The organism is Ottowia beijingensis (assembly GCF_042680925.1).
Lineage (GTDB): Bacteria > Pseudomonadota > Gammaproteobacteria > Burkholderiales > Burkholderiaceae_C > Ottowia > Ottowia beijingensis.
In genome coordinates this window covers 25,555-42,675 of the sequence record NZ_JBHUEP010000009.1, presented here as the reverse complement: position 1 = coordinate 42,675, position 17,121 = coordinate 25,555, and the positions used below count along the sequence as shown (strand labels likewise).

18 protein-coding genes are annotated in these 17,121 nt (G+C 68.5%); 10 read left to right on the top strand and 8 right to left on the bottom strand.

Annotation, left to right across the window (positions count from 1 at the left end):
• Positions 1 to 13 precede the first annotated feature (13 nt).
• On the bottom strand, positions 14 to 1,654 hold the full coding sequence (locus ACFSCU_RS14180; RefSeq protein WP_377560998.1) for a DEAD/DEAH box helicase: 1,641 nt from the start codon (positions 1,652 to 1,654) through the stop codon (positions 14 to 16).
• A 783-nt stretch (positions 1,655 to 2,437) separates the two neighbouring features.
• Positions 2,438 to 2,953, bottom strand: coding sequence for a MarR family winged helix-turn-helix transcriptional regulator (locus ACFSCU_RS14175; RefSeq protein ID WP_307776764.1), 516 nt, complete (start codon positions 2,951 to 2,953; stop codon positions 2,438 to 2,440).
• Between the two features lie 105 nt (positions 2,954 to 3,058).
• Between ACFSCU_RS14175 and ACFSCU_RS14170 the strand changes: the two genes are divergently transcribed.
• From ACFSCU_RS14170 to ACFSCU_RS14135, 8 genes are all read left to right on the top strand, one after another.
• The gene (locus ACFSCU_RS14170) at positions 3,059 to 4,750 is read left to right on the top strand and encodes an FAD-dependent monooxygenase (protein WP_180549549.1); all 1,692 of its coding nucleotides are present in this window, start codon (positions 3,059 to 3,061) and stop codon (positions 4,748 to 4,750) included.
• 14 nt (positions 4,751 to 4,764) lie between these two features.
• A complete protein-coding gene (locus ACFSCU_RS14165) occupies positions 4,765 to 4,959 on the top strand; it encodes a DUF2783 domain-containing protein (protein ID WP_180549550.1) in 195 nt (64 codons plus the stop codon).
• Between the two features lie 38 nt (positions 4,960 to 4,997).
• Entirely contained in the window at positions 4,998 to 5,552 is a 555-nt protein-coding gene (locus tag ACFSCU_RS14160; protein ID WP_333705373.1) for a VOC family protein, read from the top strand.
• A gap of 145 nt (positions 5,553 to 5,697) precedes the next feature.
• Positions 5,698 to 7,014: a fumarylacetoacetase gene (gene fahA / locus ACFSCU_RS14155; RefSeq protein ID WP_377560997.1), complete on the top strand. Its 1,317-nt coding sequence runs from the start codon at positions 5,698 to 5,700 to the stop codon at positions 7,012 to 7,014.
• Between the two features lie 324 nt (positions 7,015 to 7,338).
• Complete coding sequence (locus ACFSCU_RS14150) at positions 7,339 to 7,596, top strand: type II toxin-antitoxin system Phd/YefM family antitoxin (RefSeq protein ID WP_180551671.1); 258 nt, start codon at positions 7,339 to 7,341, stop codon at positions 7,594 to 7,596.
• A complete protein-coding gene (locus ACFSCU_RS14145) occupies positions 7,596 to 8,024 on the top strand; it encodes a type II toxin-antitoxin system VapC family toxin (protein ID WP_180549551.1) in 429 nt (142 codons plus the stop codon). The genes ACFSCU_RS14150 and ACFSCU_RS14145 overlap by 1 nt, the downstream gene beginning before the upstream one ends.
• A gap of 38 nt (positions 8,025 to 8,062) precedes the next feature.
• Entirely contained in the window at positions 8,063 to 9,253 is a 1,191-nt protein-coding gene (dinB, locus tag ACFSCU_RS14140; protein ID WP_180551672.1) for a DNA polymerase IV, read from the top strand.
• A 121-nt stretch (positions 9,254 to 9,374) separates the two neighbouring features.
• Positions 9,375 to 10,217 (top strand): enoyl-CoA hydratase-related protein, encoded by an 843-nt coding sequence (locus ACFSCU_RS14135; RefSeq protein ID WP_180549552.1) that lies wholly within the window; start codon positions 9,375 to 9,377, stop codon positions 10,215 to 10,217.
• A gap of 301 nt (positions 10,218 to 10,518) precedes the next feature.
• On the opposite strand, the gene ACFSCU_RS14130 is transcribed toward ACFSCU_RS14135, so the two are convergent.
• Positions 10,519 to 10,794, bottom strand: coding sequence for a SemiSWEET family sugar transporter (locus tag ACFSCU_RS14130; RefSeq protein WP_180549553.1), 276 nt, complete (start codon positions 10,792 to 10,794; stop codon positions 10,519 to 10,521).
• A 95-nt stretch (positions 10,795 to 10,889) separates the two neighbouring features.
• Between ACFSCU_RS14130 and ACFSCU_RS14125 the strand changes: the two genes are divergently transcribed.
• On the top strand, positions 10,890 to 11,894 hold the full coding sequence (locus ACFSCU_RS14125) for a PfkB family carbohydrate kinase (protein WP_377560996.1): 1,005 nt from the start codon (positions 10,890 to 10,892) through the stop codon (positions 11,892 to 11,894).
• Positions 11,895 to 11,915: 21 nt separating this feature from the next.
• Here ACFSCU_RS14125 and ACFSCU_RS14120 read toward each other — a convergent pair whose 3' ends face one another.
• From ACFSCU_RS14120 to yaaA, 5 genes are all read right to left on the bottom strand, one after another.
• Positions 11,916 to 12,662, bottom strand: coding sequence for a GntR family transcriptional regulator (locus tag ACFSCU_RS14120; RefSeq protein ID WP_180549556.1), 747 nt, complete (start codon positions 12,660 to 12,662; stop codon positions 11,916 to 11,918).
• Positions 12,663 to 12,833: 171 nt separating this feature from the next.
• The gene (gene queF / locus ACFSCU_RS14115) at positions 12,834 to 13,685 is read right to left on the bottom strand and encodes an NADPH-dependent 7-cyano-7-deazaguanine reductase QueF (RefSeq protein ID WP_377560995.1); all 852 of its coding nucleotides are present in this window, start codon (positions 13,683 to 13,685) and stop codon (positions 12,834 to 12,836) included.
• A complete protein-coding gene (locus ACFSCU_RS14110) occupies positions 13,682 to 14,590 on the bottom strand; it encodes an alpha/beta fold hydrolase (protein ID WP_377560994.1) in 909 nt (302 codons plus the stop codon). The genes queF and ACFSCU_RS14110 overlap by 4 nt, the downstream gene beginning before the upstream one ends.
• A 46-nt stretch (positions 14,591 to 14,636) precedes the next feature.
• Positions 14,637 to 15,485 (bottom strand): 2OG-Fe(II) oxygenase, encoded by an 849-nt coding sequence (locus ACFSCU_RS14105; protein WP_333705381.1) that lies wholly within the window; start codon positions 15,483 to 15,485, stop codon positions 14,637 to 14,639.
• A gap of 138 nt (positions 15,486 to 15,623) precedes the next feature.
• Positions 15,624 to 16,397, bottom strand: coding sequence for a peroxide stress protein YaaA (gene yaaA / locus ACFSCU_RS14100; protein ID WP_377560993.1), 774 nt, complete (start codon positions 16,395 to 16,397; stop codon positions 15,624 to 15,626).
• On the opposite strand from yaaA, the gene ACFSCU_RS14095 reads away from it, so the two are divergent.
• Positions 16,396 to 17,118: a pseudouridine synthase gene (locus ACFSCU_RS14095; protein WP_333705383.1), complete on the top strand. Its 723-nt coding sequence runs from the start codon at positions 16,396 to 16,398 to the stop codon at positions 17,116 to 17,118. The genes yaaA and ACFSCU_RS14095 overlap by 2 nt on opposite strands.
• Positions 17,119 to 17,121: the final 3 nt, after the last annotated feature.

Here is a 17,121-nt window from a genome sequence, read left to right as displayed (position 1 = left end):
CGGCCAGCCGCGTTCAACGCCCGGCTTTGCCCGGTGCGTAAGGCTTGGCGCGCGGCGCACCGGCGCGCGCAGCAGGGCGGCCGGCCGGCTTGAAGGAACTCTCTTTTTTATAGCTGCCAGCGCCCGACGGACGGGCGTCGAAGGGCGATTTCTCTTTGAAGCCACCGCCGATCTGCTTGGGGCCGCGCGACTCGCCAAAGCCACGGCGCGGCGCACCGCTGCGTGCGCCGGGTCGACCACCACCGCCCTTGCGTGCGGGCGGGCGCTGCTCCTGGATCGGCGGGAAGAACTTGGTCGGCTCCAGCCCGTCGATGGTGAGCGGGCGGAAGTGCTGCTGCGTGTAGGCCTCGATGTCGGCCAGGCGGCGGCGGTCGCGGAACTCGGCCAACGTGATCGCCAGGCCGTCGCGCCCCGCGCGGCCGGTGCGACCGATGCGGTGGGTGTAATCCTCGGCCTTCATGGGCAGGCCGAAGTTGATCACGTGCGTGATGGTCGGCACGTCGATGCCACGCGCGGCCACGTCGGTGGCCACCAGGATCTGCACGCGGCCATCGCGCAGCGCGCCCAGGCGGCGGTTGCGCACGGCCTGGCTTAAAGCGCCGTGCAGCGACACGGCGGCAAAGCCGGTCTGCTGCAGTTCCTCGGCCAGTTGCTCGCATTCGATCTGCGTGCAGGCGAACACGATGGCCTGGTCGATGCCCGGATCGCGCAGCCAGTAGTCGAGCAGGCGGCGCTTGTGTTCGGGGCTGTCGGCCCAGTACAGCTCTTGCCGGATGTTGGCGTGGCTTTGCTGCGGCGTGTCCACCTGCACCTTCTGCACCTTGCTGCCGCCGTCGTGCATCACGCGCAGCGCCAGTTGCTGGATGCGCGGCGCGAACGTGGCGCTGAACATCATGGTCTGCTGGCGCTGCGACGTGAGCTGGTGCACCTCGGCCAGCGCGTCGGCAAAGCCCAGGTCGAGCATGCGGTCGGCCTCGTCCATGACGAGAAAGCGCACCTGGTCCAGCTTGATCTGGCCGCTGCCGGCCAGGTCGAGCAGGCGGCCGGGCGTGGCCACCACCAGGTTGGCGTTCTGCAGCTTGGCGATCTGCAACTGGTACGGCATGCCGCCCACGATGGTGGCAATGCGCACGCCGCGGCAGTGCTTGACCAGGTCGATGGCATCGGCCGCCACCTGCTGCGCCAGCTCGCGCGTGGGGCACAGCACCAGCGCGCCGGGCACGGCGGGCTTGAACTTGCGCGCATCCAGCGGGCTGCGGCGGCGCGGCTTCTTGGGCGCGGGCTCGCCGGCGGCCAGGGCGGCGGCGACCTTGGCGTCCCAGGCGGCTTTCTCGCGCGCGGCTTCCTCGGCCTGCATGCCGATCAGGGTGTGCAGCACGGGCAGCAGGAAGGCGGCTGTCTTGCCGCTGCCGGTCTGGCTGCTGACCATGAGGTCGTTGAAGCCTTCGGCGTGCGGCTCGAGCGCCAGCGGAATGGCGCGCTGCTGCACGGCGGTGGGCTCGGTGAAGCCCAGGTCGCGCACGGCGGCCAGCAGCTCGGGCGCCAGGCCCAGGGCGGCGAAGCGGTCTTGATTGGGTTCGTCAGCTGCGGTCTCGATGGCTGACGGCGTGGTGTCGGCGGTGGCCAACAGGTCTTTTTCCTCGAAAGAGGCCATTTTGAATCTCTGCTTTCCCGCATGCCACGGCACGCACACCAAAGGTGCGCGGGCCACGACAGGCGTCAAATGGTGGGCGATGAAAAACGCCCGGGTAACACGGATCGCGACCCACCATCTGACAACGCCGACCGGCTTGCCGCGCCCAAAAAGCGCGGCGGCGGTGCGGGAGACAGGCCACCGGAATCTGAAAAAACCCGGTGCCGATAACGTGGCTGCGCGGTGCGCACACCAAGGTGGTGTGCCTGCCCGGCAGCCCGTGCGAGAAGGAAGATTGCGGCTGCTCTCACGTCTTGCGACGTGCATCCGCGCCAAGCATGGCTGTCTGGCGCGAAGCCCACGATTCTCGCACGAATGCGCGCGGATGGCAAATGCGGCGAACACGGCCGCTCTGGATTCAGGAGCTTGCCGCGCTTGGCTGGCGCGGAACCGGCGGCCGGTGGATGGGTGTGGTGCAAGTGCCCCCATGGCGCGTTGCACATGCGGACGCACGTCGTGCCACCAAAAACAAGCGATAGCCATTTGGCGCGGCATGGCAGTCCTGAAAAAGAAGCTGCTAGCGCCCGATGTGCGGGCGCTGGGCGTTTTTTGCCATGTAAAAAATTTTCAGAGGTCCCCCCCTGTTCATCCGTGCCACTCGCGCGCACGGTGACGAATGGCCAATGACTTCGCTGCGCTTCAACGACCAATGGCAACGCCTCGTTTGTCATGCCGGCGCCAGCCGGCGTCATTCGTCATTCGTCATTCGTCATTCGTCATTCGTCATTCGTCATTCGTCATTCGTCATTTCAAGTCCGCCACCTGCCGCGCGTGCGCCACCAGCTTGCTCAGCATGCGGTCGAACTGGGCCTGCTCGGCGGGGCTGAGGCAGGCCACGATCTCGGCGTTGCGGCGGTGGATGACCTTCATCAGCCGGTGGTACAGCGCCTCGCCCTCGGGCGTGAAGCTCAGCACCACGCCGCGTGCGTCGTCCGGGTCGGGCTGCTTGCGCACCAGGCCGCGCAGCACCAGCGCCTGCGCGGCGCGGCTGGCCTGGCCCTTGTCCACGTTGGCGGCGTAGGCCAGGTGCTGCACCGACAGCGGCGCGAACGCGCCCACCGCCGTCAGGCAGCGGCCCTCGCCCAGCGACAAATCGGTCACCGCGCCGTAGGCCGCCAGCGTGACCTTGTCGGTCAGTTTCTGCAGGCTGTGCAGGCGGTGGGTGTAGGTGTCGCCCAGCGGGCGGGTGCCCTGGCGCGGCCGCGCCGGCGGCGCAGCAGGGGCGGTGGAACGCGGACCGGAACGGGGGCGTGAAGGCAAGGCTTGACCCATCTCAACAATGGTTGCGTGCGCAACCAATTACAGGAATAATAGTGCATCTTTGCACAAGCGCCGGCGCCGCGGCGCGCACCCCCAGGAGACACGATGCACCAGCCGACGACCGAGCCGCGCCCGTCGATCTATTACGACTACCGCGTGCATGCGCCCTGGCTACCCTCGCAGCACGGCGCGCAGCCGCGCCACAAGGTGGTGATCGCCGGCTCCGGCCCCGCGGGCATGGTGGCCGCGCTGGAGCTGGCGCGCCATGGCGTGCCCAGCGTGCTGGTCACGGCCGAGCTCCAGGTGTCGCAGGGCAGCCGCGCCATCGTGTTCACGCGCCGCTCGATGGAGATCCTGCAGCAGGTGGGCACCGCCCAGCGCATGACCGAGAACGGCCTGCCCTGGCGCTTCGGCAACTCGATTTACAAGGGCCAGACGGTGTTTCGCATGGAGGCGCCGCACAGCGCCGACGACCGCTTCTTTCCCATGCTGAACATCCAGCAGCAGTACATGGAGGAATACCTGATCGACGCCTGCGCCGCCAGCGGGCTGATCGACTTCCGCTGGGGCAACAAGGTGGTGAAGGTGGCGCAGCAGAGCGACCACGCCATCGTCACCATCGACACGCCCGAAGGCGAATACGTGCTGGCCACCGACTGGCTGATCGCCGCCGATGGTGGCCGCTCCAGCATCCGCGAAGGCCTGCAGCTGAAGATGGAAGGCGCCTCGTACGAGGGCCTGTTCGTCATCGCCGACATCCGCATCGACCTGCCCTTCCCCACCGAGCGGCTGGCCTTCTTCGACCCCACCTGGAACCCCGGCAACACCATCCTGATGCACCGCGAGCCGCACGGCATCTGGCGCGTCGACTATCAGCTGCCGCCGGGCGAGAAGCCCGAGGACGCACTGAAGCCCGAATCGCTGAAGGCCCGCATCGACGCGCAACTGGCCATGATCGGCCATGGCGGCACGCCGTGGGAGATGGACTGGTGCTCGGTCTATTCGGCCCGCACGCTGACGCTGCCCGACTACGTGGTCGGCCGCGTGCTGTTCACCGGCGATGCGGCGCACCTGCTGCCGATCTTCGGCGTGCGCGGCGCCAACACCGGCTTTCAGGACGCGCAATCGCTGGCCTGGCACCTGGCCTTCGTCATCAAGGGCCTGGCCAGCGAAAAGCTGCTGGCCAACCACAGCGCCGAGCGCGTGGGCGCCGCGCGCGAGATCATCGACGAGGCGGGCAAGAGCACGCGCTTCATGGCGCCGCCCACGCGCGGCTTTCGCGTCCTGCGCGATGCGGTGCTGTCGCTGTCGCGCACGCAGGACTTCGTGCGCCCGCTCTACCACTGGCGCACCTCGCGCCCGCACGAGTACACGCACTCCATGCTCAACAGCCCGGGCGACGACAACGCCCTGTTCACCGCCGGCCCGGCGCACGGCGCGCCGCCGCAGAACGTGCGCCTGGGCGCGGACGATTTCCTGCTCGACCACCTGGGCGGCGGGTTCGATCTGCTCTACTTCACCGACGCTGCCAGCCTGCCGCAGCCGCTGCAGGACGTGATCGCCGAAGTGCGCGGCCGTGGCGTGCCGGTGCGCGTGACCGCTGTGGGCAGCGCCACGCCAGTGCAGGGCGCCGATCAGACCTTCGCCGACGCCGACGGCCACTTCCGCCAGCGCTACGGCATCAGCGCCAGCGGCGGCGCCTACCTGCTGCGGCCCGACCAGCACGTGTGCGCGCGCTGGCTCACACTGGATGCCACGCGCCTGCAAGCCGCCTTCCACCAGGCACTGCCGCAATGAGAATGGAGACCCGCATGAACGCGAAAACCCAAGCCCTCAGCATCCCCGACCTGGAAACCGTGTACGACGTGCTGGCCCAGGCCATCGACCAGGCCGGGCCGGAGAAGGCCGAGCTGTTCCTCGTCAAGCTCGCCCTGCTCAACGCCAATGCGCTGGCCCAACCCGAAACCGTGCGGCAGCACATCCAGGCCGCGCTGCAAGACCTTTGACCCCCGCCACCCTCTCACCATCCGAAGGAGACAAACCCATGGCCCTCATCGAAAAAATCCACCACGTCGCCTACCGCTGCAAGAACGCCAAGCAGACCGTGGAGTGGTACCAGAAGTACCTCGACATGGACTTCATCCTGGCCATTGCCGAGAACGAAGTGCCGTCGACGAAGGAGCCGGACCCGTACATGCACATCTTCCTGGACGCCGGCAACGGCAACGTGCTGGCCTTCTTCGAGCTGCCCACCCGGGCCGAGATGCTGTCGCCCGCCGATGCCAACACGCCCGCGTGGACGCAGCACCTGGCGCTCAAGGTCGATTCGGTCGACACCATGCTGAAGGTGAAGCAAAAGCTCGAGGCCGACGGCATCGAAGTCATCGGCCCCACCGACCACACCATCTTCAAGTCGATCTACTTCTTCGACCCCAGCGGCCACCGCCTGGAGCTGGCCGCCAACACCTCGACGCCCGAGATGGACAAGGAACTGGACCGCGTGAAGTGGGACATGCTGAACGAGTGGGACCGCACCAAGAAGGCGCCCGAGCATGCGCGCTGGATGCACGACGGGACTGGCAAGGTCGGCGCGCATTGACCCGCCGGCGCGTCCGTCTTTCACCGATCTCACCACGCCCTGAAGCCCCCTCTCCCGCTCGCGGGAGAGGGTTGGGATGAGGGCTCGGCATCCACCGCCCCCGCGGCCCCATGCCCAGCTCACCCCGCCTTTCTGCGAGTCCCCCATGACCCCACTGAACGAAACCCACGACCCCAATCTGACCAGCTGGGTCGCCTCCGCCAACGACGGCCAGACCGACTTCCCGATCCAGAACCTGCCCTTCGCCATCTTCCGCCGCCAGGGCAGCAGTGAGGCGTGGCGCGGCGGCGTGGCCATCGGCGACCAGATCGTCGACATGGCCGCCGCCGTGCAGGCCGGCGTGTTCAACGGCGAGGCCCTGGCAGCGGCGCAGGCCGCGGCTGAACCGACGCTGAACAATCTGATGAGTCTGGGCCCGCAGCCCTTGTCCCACCTGCGCAAGGTGCTATCGAAAGCATTGCAAACTGGCTCGTCGCAGCAAGCCGCGCTGCAAGCCTGCCTGGTGCCGCAAGCGCAGGCCGAATACAGCCTGCCCGCGCGCATTGGCGACTACACCGACTTCTACACCTCGGTGCACCACGCCACCAACATCGGCAAGCAGTTCCGCCCCGACAACCCGCTGCTGCCCAACTACAAATGGGTGCCCATCGGCTACCACGGCCGCAGTTCCAGCATTGGCATCTCGGGCCAGGCCTTCAAGCGCCCCAAGGGCCAGGTCAAGCCGCCCGACGCCGACGTGCCCGTGCTGAAACCCAGCGCGCGCATGGACATCGAGCTGGAAATGGGCGTGTTCGTCGGCCAGGGTAACGCGCTCGGCGAGCCGGTGACGATGGCCGAGGCCGAAGACCACATCTTCGGCCTGGTGCTGTTCAACGACTGGTCGGCGCGCGACATCCAGCCATGGGAATACCAGCCGCTCGGCCCCTTCCTGGCCAAGAACTTCGCCTCCACGGTGTCGCCCTGGGTGGTGACGATGGAAGCGCTCGCCCCCTTCCGCGCCCCCTTCAGTCACCCGGAAGGCGACCCGCAGCCCCTGCCCTACCTGAGCAGCGCCGCCAACAGCGCGCAGGGCGGGCTCGACATCGAACTCGAAGCACTGATCCTGACCGACAAGATGCGCGCCGCCGGCGCCGCGCCCGAGCGCATCACCCGCACCAACTACAAGCACGCCTACTGGACCGCCGCGCAGATGGTCACGCACCACACCGTGAACGGCTGCAACCTGCGGCCCGGCGACCTGCTGGGCACCGGCACGCTGAGCGGCCCCACCCTGGACCAGGCCTGCGCGCTGATCGAGCTGACCACCGGCGGCAAGAACCCGATCCAGCTCGCCAACGGCGAAAGCCGCACCTGGCTGGAGGACGGCGACACCATCGTGCTGCGCGGCTGGTGCCAGAAGGAAGGCGCCGCGCGCATCGGCTTTGGCGAATGCGTGGGCACGGTGCTGCCCGCGGCGGCCTGACGGCGCAGCCCACCCGCTCGCCTTCGGGGCGGTGACGAGCCATGTTGGAGAGCGGGGCGCCAGCGCTGCAGGGATCACATACTCCCTGCATAGATACCCGCTGGCGCCCGACTGACGGGAGCTTGACATTGATACCCCCTATTGACTGACTGAGAACCTATGGGAGCGGGCTTGTCCGCGTGAAGCACTATTGCTGGCGATGCGCCCATCGCGGGCAAGCCCGCTCCCACAAAAGAAACTGGCCCGGCCCAGAGCCACCCACATTTGACCGCCAAGTCCAGCTCTCTTAAACTAGTCATCTACCTAGTTTGATTGGAGGTGACCATGCACGCTTGGCCGGTTCAGGATGCGAAGGCGCGCTTCAGCGAGTTTCTGGACGCCTGCCTGTCTGAAGGCCCGCAGATGGTGACCCGGCGCGGCGCAGAAGCGGCCGTGCTGGTGCCCGTCGACGAATGGCGGCGCCTGCAGCACGCCGCGCGTCCTTCGCTGAAGCAGTTGCTGCTGTCCGACGAGGCACGCACCGATCTGCTGCTGCCCCCGCGTGGCCGCGCGCGGCGCCGCCCGGTGCCGGTGGCCGAGTGATGTACCTGCTCGACACCAACGTCGTCTCCGAGCTGCGCCGACCGCGGCCGCACGGCGCGGTGCTGGCGTGGCTGCAGTCGGTGGACGATGCACAACTGTTTCTCTCGGCCGTCACGCTGGGCGAGATCCAGGCCGGCATCGAACTGACGCGCGAACAGGACGCGACCAAGGCCAGCGAGATCGAGACCTGGCTCGACCAGGTGGCGGCTGCCTACAACGTACTGCCGATGGACGCGGCGCTGTTGCGCGACTGGGCCAGGCTGATGCATCGCCGTTCGGACACACTGTACGAAGACGCCATGATCGCCGCCACGGCGCGCGTGCACGGCCTGACGGTGGTCACGCGCAACGTGGCCGATTTCAAGGCGCTGGGCATGGATGTGCTGAACCCCTTCGTCACGCCCCGCTCCCCTGGTGCAGCGCCTTGACACTAGCCACGCCACCCCGCCGCATCGCCCACCTCGACATGGACGCCTTCTACGCGTCGGTCGAATGGCTGCGCTATCCGCAGCTGAAGGGTTTGCCGATGGTGATTGGCGGCGGGCGGCGGCGCGAGGATGAACTGATCGCACGCCTGAACACCGAGCGCCCCGAACGCAGCTGGACCGCCGCCGACCTGGCCGACATTCCGGTCGATTTCTTCCCGCTGCTGCGCGACTACGTGGGCCGCGGCGTCATCACCACGGCCAGCTACGCCGCGCGCCCGTTCGGCATCGGCTCGGCCATGGGCTTGATGAAGGCCGCCAGGCTGTGCCCGCAGGCCATCCTGCTGCCAGCCGATTTCGACGAATACCGGCGCTGTTCGCGCGCCTTCAAGCAGGTCATCCAGGGCATCGCGCCGGTGATGGAAGACCGCGGCATCGACGAGGTGTACATCGACTTCACCCACGTGCCCGGCGGCCAGCGCGAGGGCGGGCGCGTGCTGGCGCGGCTGATCCAGAAAAGCATCTTCCAGGCCACGGGCCTGACCTGCTCCATCGGCGTGGCGCCCAACAAGCTGCTGGCCAAGATGGCGAGCGAGTTCAACAAGCCGAACGGCATCAGCATCGTGCACGAGGCCAATCTGCAAACACTGATCTGGCCCCTGCCCTGCCGCAAGATCAACGGCATCGGCCCCAAGGCCGACGCGAAGCTGCAAGCCCACGGCATCACCACCATCGGCGAGCTGGCCGCGCGCGAGCGGTCGTGGCTGGTCGAGCACTTCGGCCGCAGCTACGGCGCCTGGCTGCACGACGCCGCGCACGGCCGCGACGAGCGCCCGGTGGTGACCGAAAGCGAGCCCGTCAGCATGAGCCGCGAAACCACCTTCGACCGCGACCTGCACGCCGTGCACGACAAGGCCGAACTGGGGGCCATCTTCACGCGGCTGGCCGAACAGGTGGCGGCCGACCTGCAGCGCAAGGGCTACGTCGGCAAGACCATCGGCATCAAGCTGCGCTACACCGACTTCAAGATCGCCACGCGCGACACCACCGTGGCCGAGCACACCAACGACGCGCGCCGCATCCGCCAGGTGGCGGGGCAGTGCCTCAAGCGCGTGCCGCTCGACCGCCGCCTGCGCCTGCTGGGCGTGCGTGTGGGCTCGCTGGTGAAGGCTGCGGAGCTGGCGGGGGCCAAGTCTTCAGAAGAAGACCTGGACCTGCCGCTGTTTCAGTAAGCGCTGACAGCTATCTTTTTACAAGCATCCAGGCGCTGCAAGCACTGCGGGAGCACTGTGCCTGGCCGCGTAGTCCCTCACGCGATTGCGCCCGCCCCGCCAAGCGCACTACAGTGCGCGCATGAACACTCCCACCCTCACCTGCTTCCAGCTCACCATCACCGACCACGTCGCCCACCTGGTGCTCAGCCGCCCCGAGGCGATGAACACCATGGGCCCCGTCTTCTGGCGCGAGCTGGACGAGGTGCTCGACCACATCAACAAACGCGGACAGGCGCGCGCCCTGGTGCTCTCCAGCACCGGCAAGCACTTCTCGGCCGGCATGGCGCTTGACGTGTTCGGCGGCGCCATCCAGATGGACGACGCCAGCCCCGAAGGCCGCGCCGCCATCGCCGACCTGCTCGGCGGGCTGCAGGCCACCTTCACCAGGCTGGAGACACTGCGCATCCCCGTCATTGCCGCCATCCACGGCGGCTGCATCGGCGGCGCGGTCGATCTGGTCACGGCCGCGTGCATCCGCTACGCCACGGCGGACGCCTTCTTCTGCATCCAGGAGATCAACATCGGTATGGTGGCCGACGTGGGCACGCTGCAGCGCCTGCCGAAGCTTGTGCCGCTGGGCGTGGTGAAGGAACTGGCCTACACCGGCCGCCGCATGCCCGCCGCCAGGGCGCGCGAGGTGGGCCTGGTCAACGAAGTGTTCGACACGCCCGAGGCCTGCCTGGCCGCCGCCCTGCAGTGCGCGAAAGAGATCGCCGCCAAGCCGCCCGTGGCCATCTGGGGCACCAAGCAGGTCATTCACTACGCGCGCGACCATTCGGTGGACGATGCCCTGCGCCAGATGGGCTGGGTGCAGGCCGCCATCTGGAGCAACACCCACGTGTGCGAGGCCGTGACGGCGATGAAGGACAAGCGCGAAGGGCGCTTTCCGCCGCTGGCCGAGCTGCGCGACTTTGGTGCCTGAGGCACGTTGACCAAGGAGACCAACAGATACTCCCCATATAGGCATACCTTAGCGCCCGAATTTTCTGAGCAAAAAGCACATACTCCCCCATAAGACAATACAGTCACCCCTTGTGGGAGCGGGCTTGCCCGCGATGGGGCGCATCTGTTGAAACCATCGCCCATCGCGGGCAAGCCCGCTCCCACAGAAAAAGAACGGGGCGGACACTTGACCTGCTACAGGGACACCACCGGTGCGCGCGCCGTCCCGCCACGAAGAAGCGCCAGCCACCGCGACACTTGGGCCAGCGCGCCCAGCGGCATCAACCCGCGCGCGGCGCCGAGCCCTCGACGCGCAGCTTCATCACCGTGATGGCGCCGGTGGGCACCACCATCACCGCGTTGGCCACCATCAGCGGCAGGTCTCCGCGCAGCCAGCCATACACCAGCCGCAGCACCGGGGCGATGGTGATGATGACGTAGGTGGACAGCGAGACGCCCGAGACGTCGCGCGTCTTCCAGGCGCGCCACAACTGCGGCACGAAGGACGATGTGGTGAAGCAGGTGGCCACCAGGCCCAGAACATCGAGTGCCGTCACAACGCTCCCTCCACGCTTCCGGGTATTGACAGGATGATCGACCCACTATGTGATCGCTGCATGCCGGTTTTTCTACGTGAATGCACTTCGCTGCGATGACTGCATCTGCCTCCCCACCGCCGCGCGCCTTCGTGCTGGGCAATTTCGTGCAGGCCTGCTGCTGGCAGGTAGCACGCCTGCCGGCTCCGGGCGAGACGCTGCAGGCGCACGGCTTTCACAAGGAGGCCGGTGGCAAGGGGCTGAACGTGGCGGTGGGCCTGCAGCGGCTGGGCGCGCGGGTGCAGACGCTGATCGGCTGCGGCCAGGACGCCGCGGCCGACGAGCTGCTGGCGCTGCTGGCCACCGAGGGCGTGGATGCCACGCACGTGCATCGCCTGCCCGGCCCCTCGGGCTGGGGCGCAGGGCTGATCGGCGCTGATGGGCACAACACCATCGCGGTGTACCCCGGCGCCAACGGGCTGCTGACGGCGGCGCATGCCGAGGCGGCGCGCAGCGCCATCGAAGCGGCGGCGCTGGTCTGCGGCCAATTCGAGACCGCGCTGCCCGCCGTGCAGGTGGCGCTCGAGATCGCCCACCGGCAAGGCGTGCCCACGGTGCTGAACCCCTCGCCCTGGCAGGCGCCGCCGGCCGCGCTGCGGTCGGCCACGCACACGCTGATCGTGAACGAGTTGGAGGCCGCAGGCCTGCTGGATGCGCCTGCACTGCTGACACTGGCCGTGGCCGACATCGCGCGTGCCGTGCGGCAGCGGCAACAAGCGCTGGCCATCGCTTGGCCGGCGCTGCGGCGGCTGGTGGTGACGCTGGGCGCGCGCGGCGCGCTGGGCGCCGAACGCGGCGACGATGGCGGCTGGCGCCTGGTGCACGTGCCCGCGCCCGCCGTCGACGCGCTGGACACGGTGGGCGCTGGCGACGGCTTTGCCTGCGGCTACGTCACGGCCGTGCTGGCCGGGCAGGCGCTGGGCACGGCGCTGGTGTGGGGCAATCTGTGCGGCGCCCATGTGGCGGCGCGGCGCGGCGTGCTGGATGCGCTGCCGTTCGCGGCACAACTGGAAGGGCTGCTGGCCGGCCCCTGGCCGCCGCCCGAGAAACTCACTTTTTAGGAGCTGCCTGTGCATGCCCCATCAGGGGTTGAGCTGCATCCGATACACATAGGCATCGCCGCGGAAAGTGCCTTCGACGTACTCGACCAGCGCGCCGCCCACGTCGCGCGTCATGCGCTTGAACAGCAGGCAGGGCTGGGGCTGCTCGAAGCCGAAGGCGGCCGATTCGGCGTCGGAACTGAGCACGGCCTCCACCGTCTGCTCGGCGCCGCCCAGGGTGACGCCGCACAGCTGCTTGAGCCGCTCGTAGGCCGAGCCGCCGCCGTCCCACTCGGCCATGATGGGGGCCAGCGTGAGGTCGTACCAGGCCAGCTCGCGCGTCATGGGCACGCCGTCGGCCTCGCGGACGCGCTCGATGTGCAGGAACAGCGCGTTGGACGGGCGCTGGAAGATCGAGGCCATGCGCCGGTCGTGCACCACCTCGCACACCAGCAGCGTGGTGGAGGCGAACTTGCCCAGCTCGCGCATTTCCTCGGTGAAGCCCTTGAGCCGGCCCAGCGTGGGCTCCACGCGCTCGGGGCGGCGCACCACGCTGCCGGCGCGGCCACGGCCGCCGATGCGCTGGTCGTGGCGCAGCTGGTCGTAGCTGCGCTTGACGGTGGAGCGGCTGACGCCCAGCGTCTCGGCCAGTTCGCGCTCGGGCGGCAGGCTGGTGCCCGCCTGCAGGGTGCCGGAGGTCAGCAGGTCATCCAGCTGGATGTAGAGCTGGCGCCACAGGGGCTCGGGCGCGTGGTTGTCGATGTGGAGCGAAGCAAAGTGGGCAGACATGAAGACCAAAACCTCGTGATACTTCCAACGGATTGGTGAAGATCGTGCCGGAGCCGGCCCGCGGCGCGTTTTGGCACGATCACGCGATTATCCCCGCTTGTGTCAGTTTGACGTAACGCGCCCGGCTGGCCACCCCATGAAACAGTGCACGGACTTGGCCCCGAACGTCGTTTATTGGCGCGCCGTGCGCACGTTGGCGGGGGGCTTGGCCGGATGGCTGGTGCGCCAGGGGTTGATGTCGAGCCCGCCGCGGCGCGTGTAGCGCGCGGTCACGCTCAGCTTGGCGGGCCGGCAGCGTTGCCAGATGTCCATGAACATGCGCTCGACGCAGTGCTCGTGGAAGTCGTTGTGGTTGCGAAAGCTGATGATGTAGCGCAGCAGCCCGGCCTGGTCGATCTGCGGGCCGGCGTAGCGGATCTGCACGCTGCCCCAGTCGGGCTGGCCGGTGACGGGGCAGTTGCTTTTCAGCAGGCGGCTGGTCAGCGTTTCTTCCACCGGCTGCTCGTCGAACACTGCGGTCAGCAGCTCGGGCGCCGGCTGCTCATACACGTCGCAGTCGATGTCGAGGCGGTCGAGGCTCAGGCCGTCCAGCTCATGCACCGCCTCGCGGTCGAAGTCTTCCGGCGCGATCAGGCGCACGCTGGCGCTGGCGCGCACCGGGCCGCCCTGCCACAGCGCGGCGCTCACGTCGGCCTGGATGCGGCGCTGCACCTCCTGCGCATCGCCGATGCGCGTGCCGTTGAAGCTGTTCAGGTACAGCTTGAACGACTTGCTCTCGACGATGTGCGTGCTCTCGCACGGCACCATGATGTGGGCGATGGCCACCTGCGGCTTGCCGCGGGCGTTGAGCCACGACAGTTCGAACGCCGTCCACAGGTCGGCACCGAAGAAGCCGGGCTGGCCGGTGATGCCCAGCTGCGCGCGCTGCGGCGCGCGCGGGATGGGGAACAGCAGCGCCGGGTCGTACTGGTCGGCATAGCGCACGGCCTTGCCGAGCGGGGAATGGTCGGCGCTGGCGCTCATGCGCGCTCCTCGTCGTGGTCTTGCAGAAAGGGCAGCAGCACGGCCAGCACGCGGCGCACGATCTCGGGGTGCGCCACGGGGGCCAGGTCGTGCCCCATGTCGGGGATGATGGCCAGCCGCGCGCCGGGGATGCGGCGTGCGGTGTCCTCACCGCACACCGGCGGCACCCAGGGATCGTCGGCGCCGTGCACCACCAGCGTGGGGCGCTGGATGCGCGCCAGCTGGTCGGCGCGCTCGCCATCGGCCAGGATGGCGGCCAGCTGCCGGTAGGTGGCGGCGTTGTCGGGCGCATGGCGCTGCGCGGTGCGGCGGAACATGGCCAGCAACGCCTCGTCGCTCGGGCCGAAGCGCGGGCTGGCGATGGCCTGCAGAAAGCGCACGTAGTACGCGGCCAGCGCCGCGTCGCCGCGCGCCTTGGATTTGCTGGCGGCCACGCGCAGCAAGGCCGGCTTGGGCTTGAGCAGGCCGCGCGCGCCGCTGCTGCCCATGATGGACACCAGGCTGCGCACGCTCTGCGGCGCCGCCAGCGCCACGCGCTGCGCCACCATGGCGCCCATGCTCAGGCCCACGATGTGGGCGTTGGGCACGGCCAGCGCATCCAGCACGCCCACGGCATCGGCCGCCATGTCGGACAGCGTGTAGGGCACGCGCGGCCGGCGGCCCAGCCAGGCCTGCGTGGCAATCCACGGGATGCGCGGCGTGCCGTGCGCCGTGAAGTGCGTCGACAGGCCGGCATCGCGGTTGTCGAAGCGCAGCACGCGGTAGCCGGCATCGGCCAGGCCCTGCACCAGGCCGGCCGGCCAGTGGATCAGCTGGCCGCCCAGCCCCATCACCAGCAGCACGGCGGGGCCGGGGCCGCCGCTGTCCTCCAGCGCCAGCTCGATGCCGTTTGCTTTTATTTTCATAGCTGGTTGCGCTTGCTGGGCGGGCGCTGAGGGACGATTTGGCTCTTCAACGGAACTCGCCTTCGCGCAGCCACTTGGTGGCGATCCACTTCTCGCCGGCGATGACGGGGGCACCGCCGTGCAGGGTCTTGGTGCTGGGGTGCGGCCGCTCGTAGCTGAAGAACACGGCGTTGCCGCGCTTGGGCGCCACTTCGAAGAACACGCTGGGGAAGGTGGTGCCGCCGCCCTTTTCGGGCTCGTTCAGGTACATCACCACCGTGCCCACGCGCTGGCCGCCGCGCTTGAGAATGGTGGGCGTGCCGGGCTCGGCGGGGTCGAAGTAGTCGTAGTGCGGCTTGTATTCGGTGCCCGGCACGTACTGCAGGATCTGCAGCCCCTCGCCGTTCTCGATGGGCCAGTTCACCAGCCTGGCGATGCGCGCCTCGATGGTCTTCACCAGTTCGTTTTCGCCACGCTGGAAGAACATGCCCTGGCTGGTGCGGTCTTCGTTGACCTCTTCGCCGCCGGTCTTGGTGGCCACGGTGAGCGAGCGGCTCATGCGCGGCCTGGCCAGCGCGATCAGCGCGTCGCATTCCTCGTCGGACAGCAGGCCGCCGAACACCACCACGCGCGGCAGCGCCATCACGCCCAGCACGGCCACCTGGCGGTCACCGCCGTCCAGGTACAGGGGCGAATCGCCCACGGCCGGCTCGGGCACCTTCACCGCCGGCGGCAGGCCCTGCGCCACGGCCTGCTGGTTCAGGTGGCCGCGCAGGGTGCTCTCCATGGCCTCGATGGCCACGTCCTCGTCCCAGCCGGAGGCCTTCATCGACTGCAGCACGCTCTCGGCGCTGTGGCCGGCCTGCGCCTGGTCGACGATCCACTGGCGCAGTTCGGGGGTGATCTGTTGGGTCATGGTCGCGGGGTGATGATGATCAAAAACAATAGCTGCTGGCGCTTGTAATTCAATGATTTCAGATGGTTTTGTCTTGAAACCTTTGTGCAGCAAGCGCAACCCACTATCAATTCATGAGTTGAAGCTTCAGCGGCCGGCTTACCGCTTGCGCCGGAACACCAGCCGGTCCGGCTCCGACGCGGCGGGCGCGAAGGCATAGCCTTCCAGGTCGAAGCCTTCCAGCTTCTTCGGCGTGGCCACCTTGTGCTGCGCGGCGTAGCGCGCCATCAGCCCGCGCGCGCGCTTGGCCAAGAAGCTGATGACCTTGTACTGCCCGCCCTTGTAGTCCTCGAACACGCAGTCGATCACGCGCGCCTGCAGCACCTTGCGGTCGACCGACTTGAAGTATTCCTGCGAGGCGAGGTTGACCAGGATGGGCGCCTTGTCGCCCGCCAGCCGCTGGTTCAGGTAGTCGGCGATCTGCGTGCCCCAGAACTGGTACAGGTTGGCGCCCTGGTCGGTCTTCAGTCGCGTGCCCATCTCCAGCCGGTAGGGCTGCATCCAGTCCAGCGGGCGCAGCACGCCGTACAGGCCGCTGAGAATGCACATGTGATCCTGCAGCCAGTCGAGCTGCGCGGGTGTCAGGCTGGCGGCGTCCAGGCCGCCGTACACGTCGCCGTTGAAGGCCAGCACGGCCTGCTTGGCGTTCTTCGCCGTCACCTTCGGCCGCCAGGCCTCATAGCGCGCCACGTTCAGGCTGGCCAGCGGGTCGCTCAGCTTCATCAGCTCGGCGATCTGCTGCGGTGATTTCTCGCGCAGCACGGCGATCAGCGCCGCCGACTGCTTGCCGAACAACGGGGGCGTGTGCGGCACCTCGGGCGCCACCGGCGTTTCGTAATCCAGCGCCTTGGCTGGTGACAATACAAACAGCATGCTGCCGATTCTCCATCAAGACGCACACCTGATCGCCATCGACAAGCCCGCCGGCCTGCTGGTGCACCGCACGGGGCTGGATGCGGGCGAGACGCGCTTTGCCGTGCAACTGTTGCGCGACCAGATCGGCCAGCCGGTGTGGCCGCTGCACCGGCTGGACAAGGGCACCAGCGGCGTGCTGCTTTTTGCCCTGAGCGCCCAGGTGGCCGGCGCTGTCAGCTCACTTTTCGAGAGCAACGAGGGCATCGCCAAGACTTACCGCGCCGTGGTGCGCGGCTGGCCGCCCGCCGAGGGTGTGATCGACCACCCGCTGACCCGCCTGGCCGACGACGCGCGCGCCACGGCGCGGGCGCTGACGGTGCAGCCGGCGCGCACGCGCTTTCGCACCCTGGGGCGCTGGGCGGTGCCCCTGCCCTATGGCGACTTTGCGCAGACGCGCTGCGCGCTGCTGGAACTGCAACCCGAGACCGGCCGCCGCCACCAGCTGCGCCGCCACTGCAAGCACATCGGCCACCCGATCATCGGCGACGCCACGCACGGCAAGGGCCCGCTGAACCGCGCGCTGGCCGGCTGGCTGGGGCTGCAGCGCCTGTGGCTGCATGCGTCCACGCTGGCGCTGCCGCACCCGGTGACGGGCGCGCCGTTGCTGATCAAAGCGGCGCTGGGCGCGGAATGGGCGCGCTGGGATGCCGCCGCCGAACCCGTCGGTGCCGGCGGGTGAGGC

What these genes read in the sequence shown, in the direction of transcription:
- ACFSCU_RS14145 (WP_180549551.1), top strand. Translation starts at nt 7,596, where the DNA reads ATGTACCTGCTCGACACCAACGTCGTCTCCGAGCTGCGCCGACCGCGG.
- ACFSCU_RS14110 (WP_377560994.1), bottom strand. Translation starts at nt 14,590, where the DNA reads ATGAAAATAAAAGCAAACGGCATCGAGCTGGCGCTGGAGGACAGCGGC.
- ACFSCU_RS14160 (WP_333705373.1), top strand. Translation starts at nt 4,998, where the DNA reads ATGGCCCTCATCGAAAAAATCCACCACGTCGCCTACCGCTGCAAGAAC.
- ACFSCU_RS14165 (WP_180549550.1), top strand. Translation starts at nt 4,765, where the DNA reads ATGAACGCGAAAACCCAAGCCCTCAGCATCCCCGACCTGGAAACCGTG.
- queF (WP_377560995.1), bottom strand. Translation starts at nt 13,685, where the DNA reads ATGAGCGCCAGCGCCGACCATTCCCCGCTCGGCAAGGCCGTGCGCTAT.
- ACFSCU_RS14170 (WP_180549549.1), top strand. Translation starts at nt 3,059, where the DNA reads ATGCACCAGCCGACGACCGAGCCGCGCCCGTCGATCTATTACGACTAC.
- ACFSCU_RS14095 (WP_333705383.1), top strand. Translation starts at nt 16,396, where the DNA reads ATGCTGCCGATTCTCCATCAAGACGCACACCTGATCGCCATCGACAAG.
- ACFSCU_RS14125 (WP_377560996.1), top strand. Translation starts at nt 10,890, where the DNA reads ATGACTGCATCTGCCTCCCCACCGCCGCGCGCCTTCGTGCTGGGCAAT.
- fahA (WP_377560997.1), top strand. Translation starts at nt 5,698, where the DNA reads ATGACCCCACTGAACGAAACCCACGACCCCAATCTGACCAGCTGGGTC.
- ACFSCU_RS14180 (WP_377560998.1), bottom strand. Translation starts at nt 1,654, where the DNA reads ATGGCCTCTTTCGAGGAAAAAGACCTGTTGGCCACCGCCGACACCACG.
- ACFSCU_RS14105 (WP_333705381.1), bottom strand. Translation starts at nt 15,485, where the DNA reads ATGACCCAACAGATCACCCCCGAACTGCGCCAGTGGATCGTCGACCAG.
- ACFSCU_RS14150 (WP_180551671.1), top strand. Translation starts at nt 7,339, where the DNA reads ATGCACGCTTGGCCGGTTCAGGATGCGAAGGCGCGCTTCAGCGAGTTT.
- yaaA (WP_377560993.1), bottom strand. Translation starts at nt 16,397, where the DNA reads ATGCTGTTTGTATTGTCACCAGCCAAGGCGCTGGATTACGAAACGCCG.
- ACFSCU_RS14135 (WP_180549552.1), top strand. Translation starts at nt 9,375, where the DNA reads ATGAACACTCCCACCCTCACCTGCTTCCAGCTCACCATCACCGACCAC.
- dinB (WP_180551672.1), top strand. Translation starts at nt 8,063, where the DNA reads ATGGACGCCTTCTACGCGTCGGTCGAATGGCTGCGCTATCCGCAGCTG.
- ACFSCU_RS14120 (WP_180549556.1), bottom strand. Translation starts at nt 12,662, where the DNA reads ATGTCTGCCCACTTTGCTTCGCTCCACATCGACAACCACGCGCCCGAG.